General features: G+C 64.6%; 14 protein-coding genes and 1 pseudogene. 13 read left to right on the forward strand and 2 right to left on the reverse strand.

What is annotated here, in order from left to right; genetic code table 11:
- Window positions 1-10 precede the first annotated feature (10 nt).
- From phnK to tsaD, 11 genes are all read left to right on the forward strand, one after another.
- Window positions 11-841 (forward strand): phosphonate C-P lyase system protein PhnK, encoded by an 831-nt coding sequence (gene phnK / locus TX78_RS04155; protein WP_081652590.1) that lies wholly within the window; start codon window positions 11-13, stop codon window positions 839-841.
- Window positions 842-846: 5 nt separating this feature from the next.
- Window positions 847-1,581, forward strand: a complete 735-nt coding sequence (phnL, locus tag TX78_RS04160; RefSeq protein WP_081652554.1) for a phosphonate C-P lyase system protein PhnL — start codon at window positions 847-849, stop codon at window positions 1,579-1,581.
- Window positions 1,581-2,327: a DUF1045 domain-containing protein gene (locus TX78_RS04165; RefSeq protein WP_049897434.1), complete on the forward strand. Its 747-nt coding sequence runs from the start codon at window positions 1,581-1,583 to the stop codon at window positions 2,325-2,327. Before phnL ends, TX78_RS04165 begins: the two co-directional genes overlap by 1 nt.
- Before the next feature lie 14 nt (window positions 2,328-2,341).
- Complete coding sequence (locus TX78_RS04170; protein WP_044493960.1) at window positions 2,342-3,517, forward strand: alpha-D-ribose 1-methylphosphonate 5-triphosphate diphosphatase; 1,176 nt, start codon at window positions 2,342-2,344, stop codon at window positions 3,515-3,517.
- Window positions 3,514-4,056 (forward strand): phosphonate metabolism protein/1,5-bisphosphokinase (PRPP-forming) PhnN, encoded by a 543-nt coding sequence (phnN, locus tag TX78_RS04175; protein WP_044493962.1) that lies wholly within the window; start codon window positions 3,514-3,516, stop codon window positions 4,054-4,056. Before TX78_RS04170 ends, phnN begins: the two co-directional genes overlap by 4 nt.
- A gap of 241 nt (window positions 4,057-4,297) precedes the next feature.
- Window positions 4,298-5,302 carry a phosphate/phosphite/phosphonate ABC transporter substrate-binding protein gene (locus TX78_RS04180; protein WP_044493964.1) on the forward strand — a complete coding sequence of 335 codons (1,005 nt, stop codon included), beginning with the start codon at window positions 4,298-4,300 and terminating at the stop codon, window positions 5,300-5,302.
- A gap of 116 nt (window positions 5,303-5,418) precedes the next feature.
- Complete coding sequence (gene phnC / locus TX78_RS04185; protein ID WP_044493967.1) at window positions 5,419-6,267, forward strand: phosphonate ABC transporter ATP-binding protein; 849 nt, start codon at window positions 5,419-5,421, stop codon at window positions 6,265-6,267.
- A 15-nt stretch (window positions 6,268-6,282) separates the two neighbouring features.
- Window positions 6,283-8,004, forward strand: coding sequence for a phosphonate ABC transporter, permease protein PhnE (gene phnE, locus TX78_RS04190; RefSeq protein WP_049897436.1), 1,722 nt, complete (start codon window positions 6,283-6,285; stop codon window positions 8,002-8,004).
- A gap of 48 nt (window positions 8,005-8,052) precedes the next feature.
- On the forward strand, window positions 8,053-8,745 hold the full coding sequence (gene tsaB, locus TX78_RS04195; protein ID WP_044493968.1) for a tRNA (adenosine(37)-N6)-threonylcarbamoyltransferase complex dimerization subunit type 1 TsaB: 693 nt from the start codon (window positions 8,053-8,055) through the stop codon (window positions 8,743-8,745).
- Window positions 8,746-8,747: 2 nt separating this feature from the next.
- Complete coding sequence (gene rimI, locus TX78_RS04200; RefSeq protein WP_044493970.1) at window positions 8,748-9,308, forward strand: ribosomal protein S18-alanine N-acetyltransferase; 561 nt, start codon at window positions 8,748-8,750, stop codon at window positions 9,306-9,308.
- Complete coding sequence (tsaD, locus tag TX78_RS04205; protein WP_044493973.1) at window positions 9,305-10,405, forward strand: tRNA (adenosine(37)-N6)-threonylcarbamoyltransferase complex transferase subunit TsaD; 1,101 nt, start codon at window positions 9,305-9,307, stop codon at window positions 10,403-10,405. Before rimI ends, tsaD begins: the two co-directional genes overlap by 4 nt.
- A gap of 95 nt (window positions 10,406-10,500) precedes the next feature.
- Here tsaD and TX78_RS12520 read toward each other — a convergent pair whose 3' ends face one another.
- Together TX78_RS12520 and TX78_RS04215 are read right to left on the reverse strand one after the other, a co-directional pair.
- Window positions 10,501-11,649 (reverse strand): hypothetical protein, encoded by a 1,149-nt coding sequence (locus TX78_RS12520; protein WP_147640410.1) that lies wholly within the window; start codon window positions 11,647-11,649, stop codon window positions 10,501-10,503.
- A 196-nt stretch (window positions 11,650-11,845) separates the two neighbouring features.
- Complete coding sequence (locus tag TX78_RS04215) at window positions 11,846-12,994, reverse strand: glutamate--cysteine ligase (protein WP_044493975.1); 1,149 nt, start codon at window positions 12,992-12,994, stop codon at window positions 11,846-11,848.
- Between the two features lie 166 nt (window positions 12,995-13,160).
- On the opposite strand from TX78_RS04215, the gene TX78_RS04220 reads away from it, so the two are divergent.
- Complete coding sequence (locus TX78_RS04220; RefSeq protein WP_233722156.1) at window positions 13,161-14,936, forward strand: glycoside hydrolase family 3 N-terminal domain-containing protein; 1,776 nt, start codon at window positions 13,161-13,163, stop codon at window positions 14,934-14,936.
- Between the two features lie 112 nt (window positions 14,937-15,048).
- Window positions 15,049-15,321, forward strand: a pseudogene (locus tag TX78_RS04225) (hypothetical protein); the annotation flags it as partial.

Below are 15,321 nucleotides of genomic sequence, written 5' to 3' on the forward strand. Positions count from 1 at the left end.
CCTGCACGGTATGAGCCTGCACAGTATGAGCCTGCACAGTGATGCCGATGAGTCCGCGCTGCTGACCGTTGAGGGCGCCGGTCACCGGTATGGACAGCAGTTCGGCTGTCAGGACGTCAGCTTCGATCTGTGGCCCGGTGAGGTGCTGGCCATCGTGGGGGAGTCCGGATCCGGTAAATCCACACTGCTGGGCATGCTCTCGCAGCGGCTGACTACCGATGAGGGAACCATCCGGTACCGTCCGGCTGATTCGAGCGGCATCACGGCCACGGCCGGGGCAGTTGACTTAGCCTCGCTGAGTGAGCGCGACATCAGACGGCTCTGGCGCACCGAATGGGGTTTCGTCCACCAGAACGCCGCTGACGGACTCCGCATGCACATCAGCGCCGGGGGCAATATCTGCGAGCCCCTCATGGCCAACGGTGCACGCCACTACGGCCAACTCCGGGCCCAGGCCGAGCACTGGCTCGAACGGGTGGAGATCCCCTCCCACCGGATCGATGACACCCCGGCCACCTTCTCCGGAGGGATGCGCCAGCGGCTGCAGATCGCACGCAACCTGGTGTTCGCACCTCGGCTGGTCTTCATGGATGAGCCCACCAGCGGTCTGGACGTCTCCGTGCAGGCCCGGCTGCTTGATCTGATCCGCTCCCTGGTTGCTGATCTGGGGCTCTCGGTCATCATCGTCACCCATGATCTCGCGGTAGCTCGGCTGATCTCACACCGCACTCTGGTGATGAAGGACGGCGTCGTCATCGAATCCGGGCTTACCGACCGGGTGCTCGATGACCCGCAGGCCGCCTATACCCAGCTCCTCGTCTCCTCGATCCTGCAAGGATGAACCCCATGGCGCACCAGATGGCCGCTGAGCCGGTCCTGTCCGTTCGTGACATCAGCAAGACCTTCACCCTGCACCTGCAGGGCGCACAGGTCATGCCCGTGCTGCACCGGCTCAGCTTCGACGTCCCGCGCGGGTCCTGCGTGGTCTTAGGCGGTGAGTCCGGGGCCGGCAAGAGCACCGTGATGAAGATGGTCTACGGCAGCTACGGCACTGACTCCGGGAAAATCCTGCTTTCCCACGCCGATGGTGTGCTGGACCTGGCGGCTGCCCAGCCCCGCCAGGTCCTGGCCGCCCGACGGGGCACTATGGGGTATGTGAGCCAGTTTCTGCGCGCGGTGCCCAGGGTGCCCGCTCTTGAGGTGGTCGCTGAGCCGCTGCGCGAGCGCGGGGTGTCCGCTTCCCAGGCTCAGCAGCAGGCTGCGGACATGCTGGCGCGGCTGAGTATCCCGCAGCGGCTGTGGAGCCTTCCCCCGGCCACCTTCTCCGGCGGCGAGCAGCAGCGGGTCAATGTCGCGCGAGGATTCATTGCGCCCTATCCGCTGCTGCTTCTGGATGAGCCCACTGCATCGTTGGACGCCCGCAACCGCGAGGTAGTCATCGAGCTGATGCGCGAACGTCTTGCCCAGGGCGTGGGCATGCTGGCGATCTTCCATGATGCCCAGGTGCGCCGAGCCGTCGCCGATGCTGTGGTGGATGTACAGGCCGCAGCCAGCGTAGCCGCCGGATCGGTCAGCGCCTGATGACCAGGTACGCGATCTACGCGGTCCCGGGTGCACTGGGAGCCCACGATGACGCCGCGGCGGTGTCACTGCGAGCAGCAGCCGAGACCTGGTACGCCCGCAAGGACTTCAGCGAGCTCACCGTCAGCGCCCGGCGCTATGGCTTCCACGCCACGCTGAAGGCACCGTTCAGGCTGGCTGCCGGGCACACCGAAGCTGAGCTGCAGGATGCGTTGACTCGCTTCGCCGCAGCCCGTACGGAGCTGGTCATACCAGCACTGTCCCCGCGTCCGCTCGGCGCGTTCCGGGCGATGCTGCCAACCGGTGACCTCAGCAGTATCAACGCTCTGGCAGAAGAGACCGTGCGCGAGTTCGATCACTTCCGCGCACCGCTGAGCCGCGAGGACATTGGCCGACGCAGACCAGCGGAGCTCTCATTGCGCCAGCGCGAACTGTTCTGGCAATGGGGGTACCCCTACGTATACGACGAGTTCCGCTTCCACCTGACCCTGACGGATGCGCTGCCACCCCACCGGGCCCACGAGGTCGACGCCGCGCTGGCGGATCATTTCGCTGATGTCACCGGTCAGGACGTGGCCCTGCGGTCTGTAGTGATCGCCGTCGAACCGGACTCGGTTGAATCCACCCCCGTTGAATCCACCCCCGGTGAATCAGCCCCCGCTGGATCCAGCTCCGCTGAATCCGCCCCCGCCGCGCCCTTCGAGATCCTCTCTGTTCATCCCTTCGCGCCCACCATCACCACCTGAGGAATGTGCCTGCTATGTCTTTGGTCCTAAACAACGCCCGGATCCTGCTTGCCGATCAGATCATCCATGGATCACTGCGCATGGAGGATGGCCTGATCGCTGAGATCTCCGAAGATCCCCAGCTGCCTGGTGACCGCCGTGAGGATCTGGCTGAGGAGCTGCTGATGCCCGGCCTGGTCGAGGTGCACACCGACCAGGTCGAGACTCACTATCAGCCTCGGCCCAAGCGGTTCTGGGATCCCATCCCGGCCGTCATTGCCCATGATGCCCAAATGGCCGCCTCCGGAATGACCACGGTGCTCGACGCCGTTCGCATCGGCACCGGCCCGCTGGACGGAAACAATATGGCACGCAGCGCCCAGACGCTGGTGGACGCCGTCGTTCATGCCGCAGATTCCGGTCTGCTGCGAGCAGATCACTTCATCCACCTGCGCTGTGAGGTCTCCACCCCCGACGTCGTCGAGGTGTTCGACGAGGTTGGCACCCACGAGAGGGTCCGGATGGTCTCTCTGATGGACCACACCCCGGGCCAGCGGCAGTACGCCGATGTGGAGGCCTTCCGCACCTATATGATCGGCAAGGGCCGGCTGAACAACGCGACATTCGACGATCATGTGCAGGAACTCCACCGACTCTCCGCCGAATTCGCCGACACTCATCGCCAGCAGATGGCCCACCGTGCGGTCACTCGCGGGATCACCATGGCAGCCCACGACGACGCCACCGAAGCTCATGTTGATGAGTCTGCAGCCTTAGGCGTGCGGATCTCAGAGTTCCCCACCACCGTGGAGGCTGCTCGGGCAGCGCGCGAAGCCGGCCAGCTCGTAGTGATGGGTGCTCCCAATATTGTCCGCGGCGGCTCCCACTCCGGGAATGTGGCGGCCACCGAGTTACTCAGCCACGGTCTGTTGGACATCATCTCCAGCGACTACGTGCCCGCCAGTCCGCTGCAGGCGGCCTTCCTCCTGGTGGCTCGGGGCGACCTGAGCCTGCCGGAGGCCTCCCGGCTGATCAGCGCCAATCCGGCCCGTTCCATCGGTTTGGAGGACCGCGGCGTGATCGCACCGGGCATGCGGGCTGATCTGATCCGTGTGCATGCCTACGACGGCGCTCCTGATGACCAGCACCCGCTCGGCTCTCCGGTGCCCATTGTGCGCGGTGTGTGGCGTGAGGGACTGCGGGTGGCATGAGCGGGGTCTTCGTAGGGGTAGTCGGTCCTTCCGGTGCCGGTAAGGACGCAGTGCTGCGGTATGCCCAGCGCAGGCTTGAACCCGAGGGGTTCCTCTTCCCACGTCGGGTGATCACCCGGATGGCCGGCGATGCTGAGGACAGCGAGCATGTCAGCGTGCCACGATTCGCAGAACTCGAAGCTGCAGGTGCCTTCGCTCTGTCCTGGAAGGCGCACCACCTGCAGTACGGGATCCCGGCCGAAACCTTAGAACAGGTCAGCGCCGGGGCGGTGGTGGTCGGAAATCTCTCCCGCACTGTGCTGGGGCAGCTCAGCACGCGCTTCGCTCGGGCTCGGGTTGTGCGCATCACCGTAGCTGAGAATGTGCGCCGGGCACGGATCATTGCCCGCGGGCGGGAGGACTACGCCGCGCTGGCGGCGCGTTTGAACCGGCCCGATCCTGCGCCTGACTTTCCGGTGGATCTGGAGATCATCAATAGCGGCACGCTGAATGAGGCAGGAGATCAGTTGGTGGCCTATCTCCGGGAGGCAGCGAACTAGAGCGTTCCAGTATTTAGTGCGCTCTGTGTTTCGTGATGCCCGTCACGTTTTAGTGGGTATTTTATGGAACGTCTAGGGCTGTTTCTGCAGTGTTCACTTTCTGGTTGCCTGAGATTCCCTCATCCTCAACGTTGCGAGCCCAGAGTGTTCTAGGCGCCGTCGTGCCCTGTGCAGTCCTGCCCAGCCCGGCGCTGAATTACTCCCACATTACGCAATACCGACACTCTGGAAGAGGAAACGGATGTCACGCACCTCCCGACTTGGACTTGCTGCGGCAGTCACCTCCCTCGCACTGCTGGTCTCTGCCTGCGGCGACGACGGCGCCACCGCTGATGCAGCTGAGGGAAACCAGAACGAAAACTCCACCGTTGAGCGCGGTGAGGATTGGCCCGAGACCCTGGAGTTCATCTCCATCCCGTCTGAGGAGCAGACCGAGCTGGTCCAGCAGTACGAAGTCCTGCTCGAGCTCTTCGAAGAGGACCTGGGCGTGACGATCAACTCCACCTCGGCGACCTCCTACGCGGCAGTGATCGAAGCGATGAACGCCGGCAACGCTGATATCGCCAACTTCGGCCCATTCTCCTACGTGGTGGCAGCTGACACCGCCGGTGCCCAGCCGGTGGCCGTGGCCATCAACGCAGAAGGTGAGGATCCCTCCTACGTCTCCTACCTGGTCACCCAGGCCGATAACGACGAGATCAACAGCATCGAGGACCTCGAAGGAAAGACCGTCTGCTTCGTGGACCAGGTCTCCACCTCCGGTTTCCTCTACCCGACTGCAGGCCTGATGGAAGCTGGCCTGGAGGAAGGCGACTATGAGTCGGTCTTCGCGGGCGGCCACGACGCCTCCTTCATCTCCACGATGAACGGTGACTGCGACGCCGGCTTCGCTTACGACACCATGGTCGATGTCAACATGACCGGCCCCGAGGGCAACTACTCCCCGGATGACATGAAGGTCGTCTGGGAGTCTGAGGACATCCCGTCGGCACCGTTTGCCGCACATGAGTCCCTGCCCGAGGACATGGTCGAGGCCATGCGGGACATCCTGCTGACCAAGCTCAACACTGAGTGGCTGGCCGAGAACGGCTACTGCGAGAACCCCGAGCCCGGCAGCGAGCCTGAGAACGACTGCTCCGCCGTGGTGCCGACCGCTGACTTCGGCTACATCGAGGTCGACGACTCCGTCTTCGACGGTATCCGCGCAGTGTGTGAGATCACCGAGGCTGACGCCTGCACCGTGTGATTCACCCTTTCGGCACAGTCCGCACCTCACCCGGCCCGATGGGTCGGGACTTGAGATGCGGGCTGTGCCACTCCTATGAGTAAGACCGCGGAAGAAGAAGAAAGCGACAGTTGACCATGGCACAGACCACTTTCGACTACCAGGCTCCGGCGTCCGGCGGCGAGCAGAGCATCAGCCTTCGGCAGGTGACCAAACGCTTCGGCGACCTCACCGCTCTCAAAGACATCAACATCGACTTCGTGCCCCGCAAGATTAATGTGCTGCTGGGGCTTTCGGGCTCGGGAAAGTCCACTTTGCTGCGCCATATCAACGGGCTGCAGCTGCCCACCGAGGGTGAAGTCATCACCCTCGGCACCGAAGTGCATAGGGCCGGACAGAAGAAGCTGCGCCACCTACGCCGCGACGTCGGCATGATCTTCCAGCACTTCCACCTGGTGGAGTCGATGTCTGTGCTGGAGAACGTCTGCACAGGAAAACTGGGCTCACTGCGCGGCCCGCGGCTCGGGCTCTTCAGCTACCCGAGGGCAGTGCGCGAACAGGCCATGGAACAGCTGGCCCGGGTTGGCCTGGCAGATAAGGCCTTCAACCGGGCAGATGCACTCTCCGGAGGTCAGATGCAGCGGGTGGCCATCGCTCGTGCGCTGATTCAGGAGCCTCAGGTGCTGCTGGCCGATGAGCCCGTAGCCGCTCTGGACCCGGTGTCCTCGGCCACCGTGATGGACCTCATCAGCCGGATCGCCAAGGAGGACAACCTCACCGTGGTCTGCTCGCTGCACCAGGTGGAGCTGGCACTAGAGTTCTCCGATCGGATCATCGGTCTGCGCGGCGGTGAAGTGGTGCTCGACCGCGACTCCCGCACCCTCAGCCTCGATGAGGCCCATACCATCTACAGTGCAGTGGCGAAGGTCGGCGAGAACGAGCTGGAGCAGGAAGCTTCCGCTCTGGCCGCGGCCCCGCAGGCCTGAGAGGTTCGGCCCGTTATGACACTCACTGCACCCGCGCCTGCCCCACGCTCCACGGCAGGCCGTACCGAACTGCCTCCGCGCCCGGCCCCGAACCCGCACACCATCGTGGTGTGGGTGATTATGCTCGGGCTGCTTGCTGGAGGCGTCTGGTCGATGATCGATCTCGGGGTCACCCCCGAGAAGGTCTTTGGTCAGTTCGCCAATGCCGGAGACTTCCTCTCCCGTACCCTGCCGCTGGACTTCCCCGAGTTCGGGGAACTGATGTCGATGACAGTGGAGACTCTGGCCATCGTGCTGCTGGCCACGGCCTTCTCGGTCTTCGTCTCCCTACCGCTGGCTGTGCTGGCAGCAGCCAACACCACCACCGGCCCTTTCGCGCGCTTCAGCTCACGCGTGATCATCATGTTCTGCCGGGCTGTTCCGGACATTGTTTTTGCCGTCATCCTGTTCCGGCTCTTCGGTCTCGGCGCCTTGGTCGGCATCCTTGCCATGGGCCTGAGCTCCATCGGTATGGTGGGCAAACTCTATGCCGACGCGATTGAGGAGATCGACAAAGGTCCCTCGGAAGCGATTCAGGCAGCCGGTGGAGGGCGGTGGCAGTGGATCCTGTCTACTGTGATCCCGCAGATCATGCCGCAGATCATCGCCACTGGCCTGCACCGTTTCGACATCAATCTGCGAGCTTCGGTGATCCTGGGGTATGTGGGCGTCGGAGGCATCGGCTATTACCTCGCCGGTGCGCTGAACACTATGCAGTGGCAGCGCGGTATGGCGCTGGCGCTGGTGGTACTGGTGCTGTGCATCGTGGTGGAGCTGATTGCCGGCGTCATCCGCATGGCAATTATGGGCCGCGGCAAGGGCGGCTTCATCGGGCTGCTGAACAGCATCTCCGACGGATGGGTCACTCGGCCGGTGGACACCCACAGTCCACAGCGACTTGGCAGTGGCAGGGTCAGGGTCAGCCCACCCTGGGATGGGGCGCGCATCGCCCGAACGCTGAGCATCGGTACTCTCTTGGTGCTCATCGCCTTGGCTGTGCTGGTCACGGATCTGACCCAGGCGAACTTCGGCCGCGCCGTCGAGAACTTCTTCCCGACTATGGGGCAGTTCTTCCCGCCCAGTGGGGGCGGCAACTACTGGGACTTCTTCTGGCCTTCAGTGGTGGAAACCGTGCAGATGGGCCTGGCCGCCACGCTGCTCGGCGTGGTGCTGGCCATCCCGGTGGGGTCGTTGGCTGCCCGGAACGTGGCGCCCAGCGCCGCAGTGGCCACCGGATTCCGTGTGTTCATCGTGGTGGTGCGCGGTATTCCGGAGCTGATCCTGGCCATCATCCTGCTGGTGATCGTCGGCTTCGGTCCGGTGCCGGGTGTGCTCGCGCTTGGTTTCGGCGCGATCGGCCTGTTGTCGAAACTGGTGGCGGACTCCATCGAGGAGACTGATGTGCGGGTTCAGGATGCCGTCCGGGCTGGCGGCGCCAACCGCGCGCAGGTCTACTTTGCTGCCACTTTGCGGCAGACTGCCCCGGCGATGATCGCCCACGTGATGTACCAGCTGGACGTCAATATTCGCGCCTCCACGCTGCTGGGAATCGTCGGTGCTGGCGGCGTGGGGTACTGGCTGTTGCAGGCGCACCGGTTGCAGCAGTTCGATGTGCTCGCGCTGCTGATCATCAACATTCTGGTTGTGGTGCTGATTGTGGAGGGTCTGGCGCTGTATATGCGCAAAGTCATCCGCTAAAGAGCCTGCGCTTCAAGGGAAGCACCCCTTCGTCGTTACGATGGAGGGGTGCTTCTCTCTATCGATTCCTCCGCCGGTGCCTCTGTGGCGTTGCTCGGCCCTGAGGGCGTCATTGCCAGCCGGCGGACCTCGGCCACCAACACCCACGCGGAGTGGCTCGCGCCGGCGGTGCAGGAGGTTCTGAGTCAGGCCGTTCTGAACCATGCCGTTCTGAACCAGGCCGGGGTAGCGGTGAAGGAGCTGACGGGCGTCGTCGTCGGTGTGGGTCCCGGGCCGTTTACCGGCCTGCGCGTGGGGCTGGCCCTGGCGCATAGCCTTGCTGAAGCATGGGGGCTGCCGCTGCACGGGGTCTGCAGCCTCGATGCCCTGGCGTACCGGTTGGTGCGCACCGCCGGTGACGATACGCCGAAGGAGTTCCTGGTGGCCACCGATGCCCGCCGCCACGAAATCTACTGGGCACGCTACCGGTCCGCGCAGGAGGCTGCGGTCATGCTGGACGGGCCCCATGTCAGCGCCGCCGACCAGGCGCCTGCCCTGCCGGTAGTCGGTGCCGGAGCCGGCCTCTATCCTGAACAGCTCCATCCCGTGGCCCTCGACGCCGACGTCGCCACTTGGCTCCCGGACGCTGCGGATTTGGCGATGGTGGCCGCAGCCGCGGGAGAAGGCGCGCTGCGCGATCCCTATCCGCTGTACCTGCGCGAATCTGATGCTCAAGTGCCACAGCAGATGCGAGGCCGCTGAGCATGTCCGGCACATACGCTGAAGCCCCCACCCCGGGCTCCATCACTCTGCGCCCGATGACCGCCGCCGACGTCGCCGTCGTCCTCGAACTTGAACGCGAGCTTTTCCCCCACGATGCCTGGCCGGAGAGTTTCTTCTACGACGAGCTCGCTCAGGCTGAACCTGCATTGGCCGCCGAGCGAGCCACCCACCGCTACTGGGTGGCGGAGGCTACCCAGCCTCAGGGCCGCGGCGTCATCGTCGGTTATGCCGGAATGATGTGCGTGCTGCCGCTGGCTGATGTGCAGACCATTGCGGTGGCTCCCGCCGCCCAAGGCCGGGGTTTGGGCACCCGGCTGCTGGCCGAGATAGAAGCCGAGGCCGTCCGCCGGGGCGCAGAAGACCTGCTGCTGGAGGTCCGCGAGGACAACCCCGCAGCCCAGCGGCTCTACCTGCGCGTGGGCTTTGAACAGATCCACAAGAGGCGGGCGTATTATCCCGACGGCGGGGACGCGCTGATCATGCGCAAACACCTCGCCGACCCCAAGCCCTCCACTGCCGCCAATCTGATGGGAGCCCCATGAGCGCAACTGCTGCAGCACCCAAGGCTGAGCCGCTGGTGCTCGGCATCGAATCCTCCTGCGATGAAACCGGCGTAGGCATTGTGCGGGGCACCCGGCTGCTGGCCAATGAAGTGGCCTCCTCCATGGAGGAGCACGTCCGCTTCGGCGGTGTGATCCCGGAGATTGCTGCCCGGGCGCATCTGGAGGCGTTCACCCCCACGCTGCGCCGCGCACTGGACACCGCCGGGGTAAGCCTGGATGAGGTTGATGCGATTGCGGTGACCTCCGGTCCAGGACTCGCCGGTGCCCTGATGGTCGGACTGAGCGCAGCCAAGGGCCTGGCGATGGCAGCTGATAAGCCGCTCTACGGCATCAACCACCTGGTGGCGCATGTGGCGGTGGGGCTCTTGGACACTGCCGAGGGGCAGGTCCAGTCACTGCCGCCGAATACCGGTGCGCTATTAGTCTCCGGCGGCCATACTGAGATCCTGCGCGTAGGCTCGCTGACCGATGATGTGCAGCTGCTGGGCTCCACCATCGATGACGCAGCCGGGGAAGCTTATGACAAGACCGCCCGGCTGCTGGGCCTGGGCTACCCCGGGGGACCGGCCATTGACGCTGCCGCCGCCGATGGCGACCCTAAAGCCTTCCGGTTCCCCCGTGGGCTGACTATGCCGAAGTTCGAAGGCAGCGCTGAGAATCCAGGGAAGCACCGCCATAACTGGAGCTTCTCCGGGCTGAAGACTGCAGTCGCCCGTGCCGTGGAGCAGTTTGAGAAGGCCGGTCAGCCGGTGCCGGTGGCTGATATCGCTGCCAGCTTCCAGGAGGCGGTAGTTGATGTGCTGACCTCCAAGGCGGTGCGTGCCTGCCGAGAGCATGGCATCACCACGCTGCTGTTGGGCGGGGGCGTGGCTGCTAATCGCCGGCTGCGTCAGCTGCTGGGGGACCGCTGTGCCTCAGCGGGCATCCAGCTGATCATCCCACCGGTGAAACTGTGCACTGACAACGGTGCGATGGTGGCAGCCCTGGGCGCCCAGCTGGTGGCAGCCGGCGCGTCCCCATCCTCGCTGGGCATCCCGGCCGATTCCTCTCTGCCGGTGGAGCGCGTCAGCGTCTAATCCGCCGCAGGCAGCTGCGATCTCGCCGATCGCACCCCACATCCGCAAACGCGCGCTTGCCTAGGTGGGGTGCGAATGCGTGAAGTGGGGTGTCCTCACCGCAGTGAGCCCGTCCGGTCTGTCTGCGGCAAGCCTGCGCGAAGCAGACGGTCCGCCAGCTGCTGAGGGGACTTCAGATCATCCCAGACCCAGCGCACCACGCGAAGCCCCAGCTCGGAGAGAGCCTCCTCGCGCAGTTTCTCCTGGAAGACGACCTCTCCGGGATCGAGGCCTGAGAGTACCCGGGACCGGGAATACTTCATCCGCCCATCGAACTCGCCGACAAGCCCGAGATCCGGCCAGTAAAAATCGGTTCGCGCCGTGTCCCCGCGCGGCAGTTGGAAGTTCGCTTGCAGAATCGGTGCTGGAAATCCCAGAGTGTGCATCACCGCCCTCGACCAGGACTCGCCGACTGACTCTGCCGCGCCGTCGGCGAAGGCTATGAGTTGATCCCACCGGTCCTTCATCCGTTGGGGGCCCAGGAAATCGAGCCAGGGCGCGAAGTCCTGGGTCGCCAGGGCACGGTGCCCCGGAACGCGTCCCCCGAGTACAGCATCAAGAACGACGATGGCGTCGGCCAGTTCCATCCTGGCGACCGTATCAATCACGCTGAAGGTCAGGGATTCTGCCTGAGTCAGCTGCCCTGGCGCTAGCAGATCCCTGAAGAACTGTGCCGGTGGGCCTAGCGGCAGCTGGAGTTCACGATTGCGATATGCCGCAGTCGCTTGAGCCCGGTGATAACCGGTGGGGATAGGAGCGACGACGCGTCGTTCCGCCAACGCCTGAAACCGCCGACGGATGAGTTCAGAAGAGAACTGGGCCTGCTTGAGAAGGTGCTGAAGTTCGCGATGCTGGGTTGGCAGTTGCGGCAAGGATGCGCCGGATGCTCCCGCGCGCGAGGAGCGAAACGTTCGCAGATGCACAGCGTTGGGGACCTGAAGCATCGGCACACCGTGCACGGCTAAAGATGTTTCCCGGCAAAAGACGGGCCTGCGCTTGACCGCGGCAGTTGCGGCGGCCGCCAGCAGATGCTGCTGACTGGGATAGGCGCTGAAGAATGCGGCCGTGTCGACGTAGACGCCGCGTCGGAGCCTTAGGAGTTCGCCCTGACGTGCCCGGTGTTCGAGGGTCCGGTCCGTACTGGGCCGCCCTGGCGGCGTCGGCAGCAGCAAGTGCGGGATTGGGGGTGCGGGCGCAGGTGTCATAGCACCAGCCTGATGCCGTCCGCGAGATGACACGAGGTCGGATTGGCCACCTGTGGAAAACGGCGGCGCAGATAATCGCCCATCGCATGGCGTGGCGGTCAGGTCAGCCAGGTGCGGGACGACACCCCACTTAGCGCAATCGCACCCTAGCTGCGCAAGCGCCTATTTGCGTAAGTGGGGTGCGCCTTCAGCGAGATCAGCCGTTGATGGAGGTGCGGGTGCGCGCGGCGGAATCCAGCACCACCTGGCGCAGGTCGCCGTCGTGGGTCTCGGCAACCTTGCGCTGCCGCTGGTAACCGGCCTGCTTCATCATGGTCTCCACGTACCGCAGCTCCTCGGCACAGCCTAGTTCCTTCGCCACCGGCTCCAGCCGGTCCAGTTCCTTGGCCAGGTGGTCGGAGACCAGCTCCTCATCACCGTTTTCATTGAGGATGATGATCGCATCCAGCCCGTAGCGGGCTGCCCGCCACTTATTCTCCTTCACGTACCACGGCGGCATGGAGGTCACCGAGCCGCCATTGTCCAAATGCTGCACAGTGTCACGGACAAGGCACTGGGTCAGCGCCGCCAGTGCACCGATCTCCTCCAGGGTCGCTACGCCATCGCATACCCGCAGCTCGACAGTGCCAAGCCGCGGTACGGCCCGGACATCCCAGCGAACCTCGGTCACATCGCGGATCACTCCGGTGTGCTCCAGATCGGAGACGGCCTTCTCATACCCGGACCACTCCTCGAATTGGAAGCTGGTCCCGGCGGTGGGCAGCTGCTGGAACATCAGCGCACGGTTGGAGGCATACCCGGTGTCCTCACCCGACCAGTACGGGGAAGAAGCCGAAAGCGCCTGAAAATGCGCGTTGTAGTTGCACAGTGAATTGACGACCGGCATCGCATATTTCACATCATCGAGCCCCACGTGAACGTGGACGCCGTAGATCACCATCTGCCGACCCCACCACTGGGTGCGGGAGATCAGCTCGTTATAGCGCTCCTTATCGGTCACCGGCTGCTTGCTCGGCGGAGCGAAGGGGTGGCTGCCCTGGCAGTAGAGATCCACATCCAGGGGTTCGGCATGCTTCATCACCGTCTGCGCTGTCTTGCGCAGCTGCTCCACACCCTCTTCCACGCTGTGGCACACATCAGTGACCAGTTCGATGGTGTTCAGCAGCAGCTCCTGCTTCACATAGGGGTGTTCGTCTTCTCCGGAGAGCTCGGGGATCTCCTTGCGCGCAGACTCCAGGATGCGTTCGGCCACGCTGCGCAGATCGCCGGTCTGACGGTCCACCAGGGCTAGTTCCCATTCCAGGCCGAGGGTGAAGCGTTCAGACTTCGCAAAGGGCAATTCCACTTGGCTCTCCTTCACACAGATATCGCTGCACCGATTGCGGTGCGGCTGTGTTCACTCTATCCACGGAGCTGGAGACTTCCTGGCTGAATTCTGGGCGCTTACTGCCATACGCCCCTGGTCAGGACGCGCTCCGTATCTGAGCCGGCGGTGACTTACTCTGGAACCCATGAATTCTTCCCCTCGCCGCGTGCTGATCCTGGCCTTGGCTGTGAGTCTTTTTGCCAGCTCCTGTGCAACCGACGACGCCGGTCCCGACGGTTCTGGCAACGGCGGCGCGGGTTCTGAGAGCAGTGCAGGGCAGCAGAGTTCCTCGGCGGAGGAAGACGCTCAGGCAGAACACGATGCGGCCGTGGACGAGGCGCGTCAGGCACGCGAAGCTGCACTTGCCGGCCCCGGTGAAGAACATTATGAGCAGTCCGCCGGGATTGTGGCGCAGATGAGCCTTCAGCAGCAGGCCGGTCAGGTCCTGATCGGGGAGTACCAGGGCAATGATGTGGAGTCTGCGGCCACGCAGATCCAGCAGCTTCATCTGGGCGGGGTGATTCTTATGGGCCACAACATCCCCGGCGGAACCAGCTCTGTGGATACTGAGGCCCTTGCTGGCCAGCTTCAGGTGCTTGCGGCCGCGGATCCGCAGCGTGAAGTTCCGCCGATTCTCTCGGTGGACCAAGAAGGAGGGCTGGTCACCCGGGTAGGTGCGCCGGTGACGGAGTGGCCGACGCCGATGGCCTACGGGGCCGCCTACGCCGCTGACCCAGAGCGGGGCCTGAGGCTGACCCGGGCCGGGCACCAGCACATGGGTCGGGATCTGCTGGACCTAGGGTTCACCGTGAGTTTTGCCCCCAATGCTGATGTGACTATTGGTGCGGCAGACCCCACCATCGGCTCCCGGTCCTTGGGCGGGGATCCTGAGGCGGTCGGCAACCTCGCCGTGGCGGGAATCCGCGGGCTGGCCGAGGGCGGTCTGGCGGGTTCGGTCAAGCACTTCCCGGGCCACGGCTCGGTGACTGATGACTCGCACTACACCCTGCCGGTCCAGCAGGCGGATCTGGAGCAGCTGCGCAGTCGCGACTGGGTGCCCTTCGCCCAGGCGGTGGAGGCTGGTGTGCCCATGGTGATGATGGGCCATATTGAGGTTCCGGCTCTGGATCCCGGCGTACCGTCCTCGCTTTCCGCTGCGGCCTATGAAGAAATCCGCTCCATGGGGCATGAGGGAGTGATCGTCACTGACGCGATGAATATGGCCGCCACTTATGGCGGAGGTGATCAGGCCGCCGTGAGCGCACTGGCAGCGGGGGCTGATCTCTTGCTGATGCCTACCTCGGTCCCTGGCGCCCACGCCGCCCTGGTCGAGGCGGTTGAATCCGGGGAGCTGCCCGCTGAGCGACTGAGCGAAGCGGCCGAGCGAGTCATCGCCCTGGTGCTCTGGCAGCAGGATCTGGCGGCAGGTGAACTGGCGGCCGGTCCGGATGTGCCGATGCCGGAGATCCTGCTTGAGGAAGACCGGGGGAACGACGACGGCGCGGCCGATCTTGAAGCGCTCAGTTCATCGGAAGCCGCGGATGTTCTGCTCGGTCAGGCCGTCACCGTGGTGGAGGGTCAGTGTGAGGCACCGCTGGTCACCGACTCGATTCAGATCTACGGCGGCACCGAACAGGACCGCGCCCGGCTGGCGGCAGCGGCTGAACGGGCCGGAATCAGCACCGGGGCCGGACCTGTGGTCACCCTACTGGGCAGTATGACCCCGGGAACCGGGGACGTCGTCGTGGCCCTGGATCGTCCCGAGGGCCTGGCCTCCTCCACTGCGGGGACCAAGATTGCACTCTATGGTCGTACCCCCGAGTCCTTTGACGCCCTGCTGCGGGTGCTCACTGGGGAAGCTGCCCCCGGCGGACTGCCAGTGAGTGTGGGGGAGTACGGGCAAGGACACTCCGGCTGCTGAGCACCTCCAGGGCCGAAACGAGTGTTTTCTACACAGTGTAGAAATTCGCGCGATTGAGCGTAGACTGCAGGCGTAACCGGCAGATCCAGAGAATCGGTGCAGGAGAGTGAGCATGGGCGCATATGATCACGCCCCGGCGTCGAACACTCCTGCCGTACGCACCATTCGCGGAGTCCTCGCCGCCTCAGCGGCAGTCAGTGCTGCCGCATTAGCCCACTCGGTGGCTGGTCATCACCCGCCGCATGCGCTGGTGATCCTGCTGGCCCTGGCTGTGAGTATTCCGCTCAGCGTGGCGCTGTCTAAGGTCGCACTCAGCCGCAGTCGCTTGGCGGCGGCAGTGCTGGGAAGCCAGGCGGTGCTGCATGGGCTCTTCGAGCTGCTCTCC

Origin of the sequence: Nesterenkonia massiliensis (assembly GCF_000455245.1) — a bacterium.
GTDB classification, from domain to species: Bacteria; Actinomycetota; Actinomycetes; order Actinomycetales; family Micrococcaceae; genus Nesterenkonia; species Nesterenkonia rhizosphaerae.

Excerpts from the sequence above, each read along its gene's own strand:
- phnK (WP_081652590.1), top strand. The coding sequence starts at position 11 with ATGAGCCTGCACAGTATGAGCCTGCACAGTGATGCCGATGAGTCCGCG.
- phnL (WP_081652554.1), top strand. The coding sequence starts at position 847 with ATGGCGCACCAGATGGCCGCTGAGCCGGTCCTGTCCGTTCGTGACATC.
- TX78_RS04165 (WP_049897434.1), top strand. The coding sequence starts at position 1,581 with ATGACCAGGTACGCGATCTACGCGGTCCCGGGTGCACTGGGAGCCCAC.
- TX78_RS04170 (WP_044493960.1), top strand. The coding sequence starts at position 2,342 with ATGTCTTTGGTCCTAAACAACGCCCGGATCCTGCTTGCCGATCAGATC.
- phnN (WP_044493962.1), top strand. The coding sequence starts at position 3,514 with ATGAGCGGGGTCTTCGTAGGGGTAGTCGGTCCTTCCGGTGCCGGTAAG.
- TX78_RS04180 (WP_044493964.1), top strand. The coding sequence starts at position 4,298 with ATGTCACGCACCTCCCGACTTGGACTTGCTGCGGCAGTCACCTCCCTC.
- phnC (WP_044493967.1), top strand. The coding sequence starts at position 5,419 with ATGGCACAGACCACTTTCGACTACCAGGCTCCGGCGTCCGGCGGCGAG.
- phnE (WP_049897436.1), top strand. The coding sequence starts at position 6,283 with ATGACACTCACTGCACCCGCGCCTGCCCCACGCTCCACGGCAGGCCGT.
- rimI (WP_044493970.1), top strand. The coding sequence starts at position 8,748 with ATGTCCGGCACATACGCTGAAGCCCCCACCCCGGGCTCCATCACTCTG.
- tsaD (WP_044493973.1), top strand. The coding sequence starts at position 9,305 with ATGAGCGCAACTGCTGCAGCACCCAAGGCTGAGCCGCTGGTGCTCGGC.
- TX78_RS12520 (WP_147640410.1), bottom strand. The coding sequence starts at position 11,649 with ATGACACCTGCGCCCGCACCCCCAATCCCGCACTTGCTGCTGCCGACG.
- TX78_RS04220 (WP_233722156.1), top strand. The coding sequence starts at position 13,161 with ATGAATTCTTCCCCTCGCCGCGTGCTGATCCTGGCCTTGGCTGTGAGT.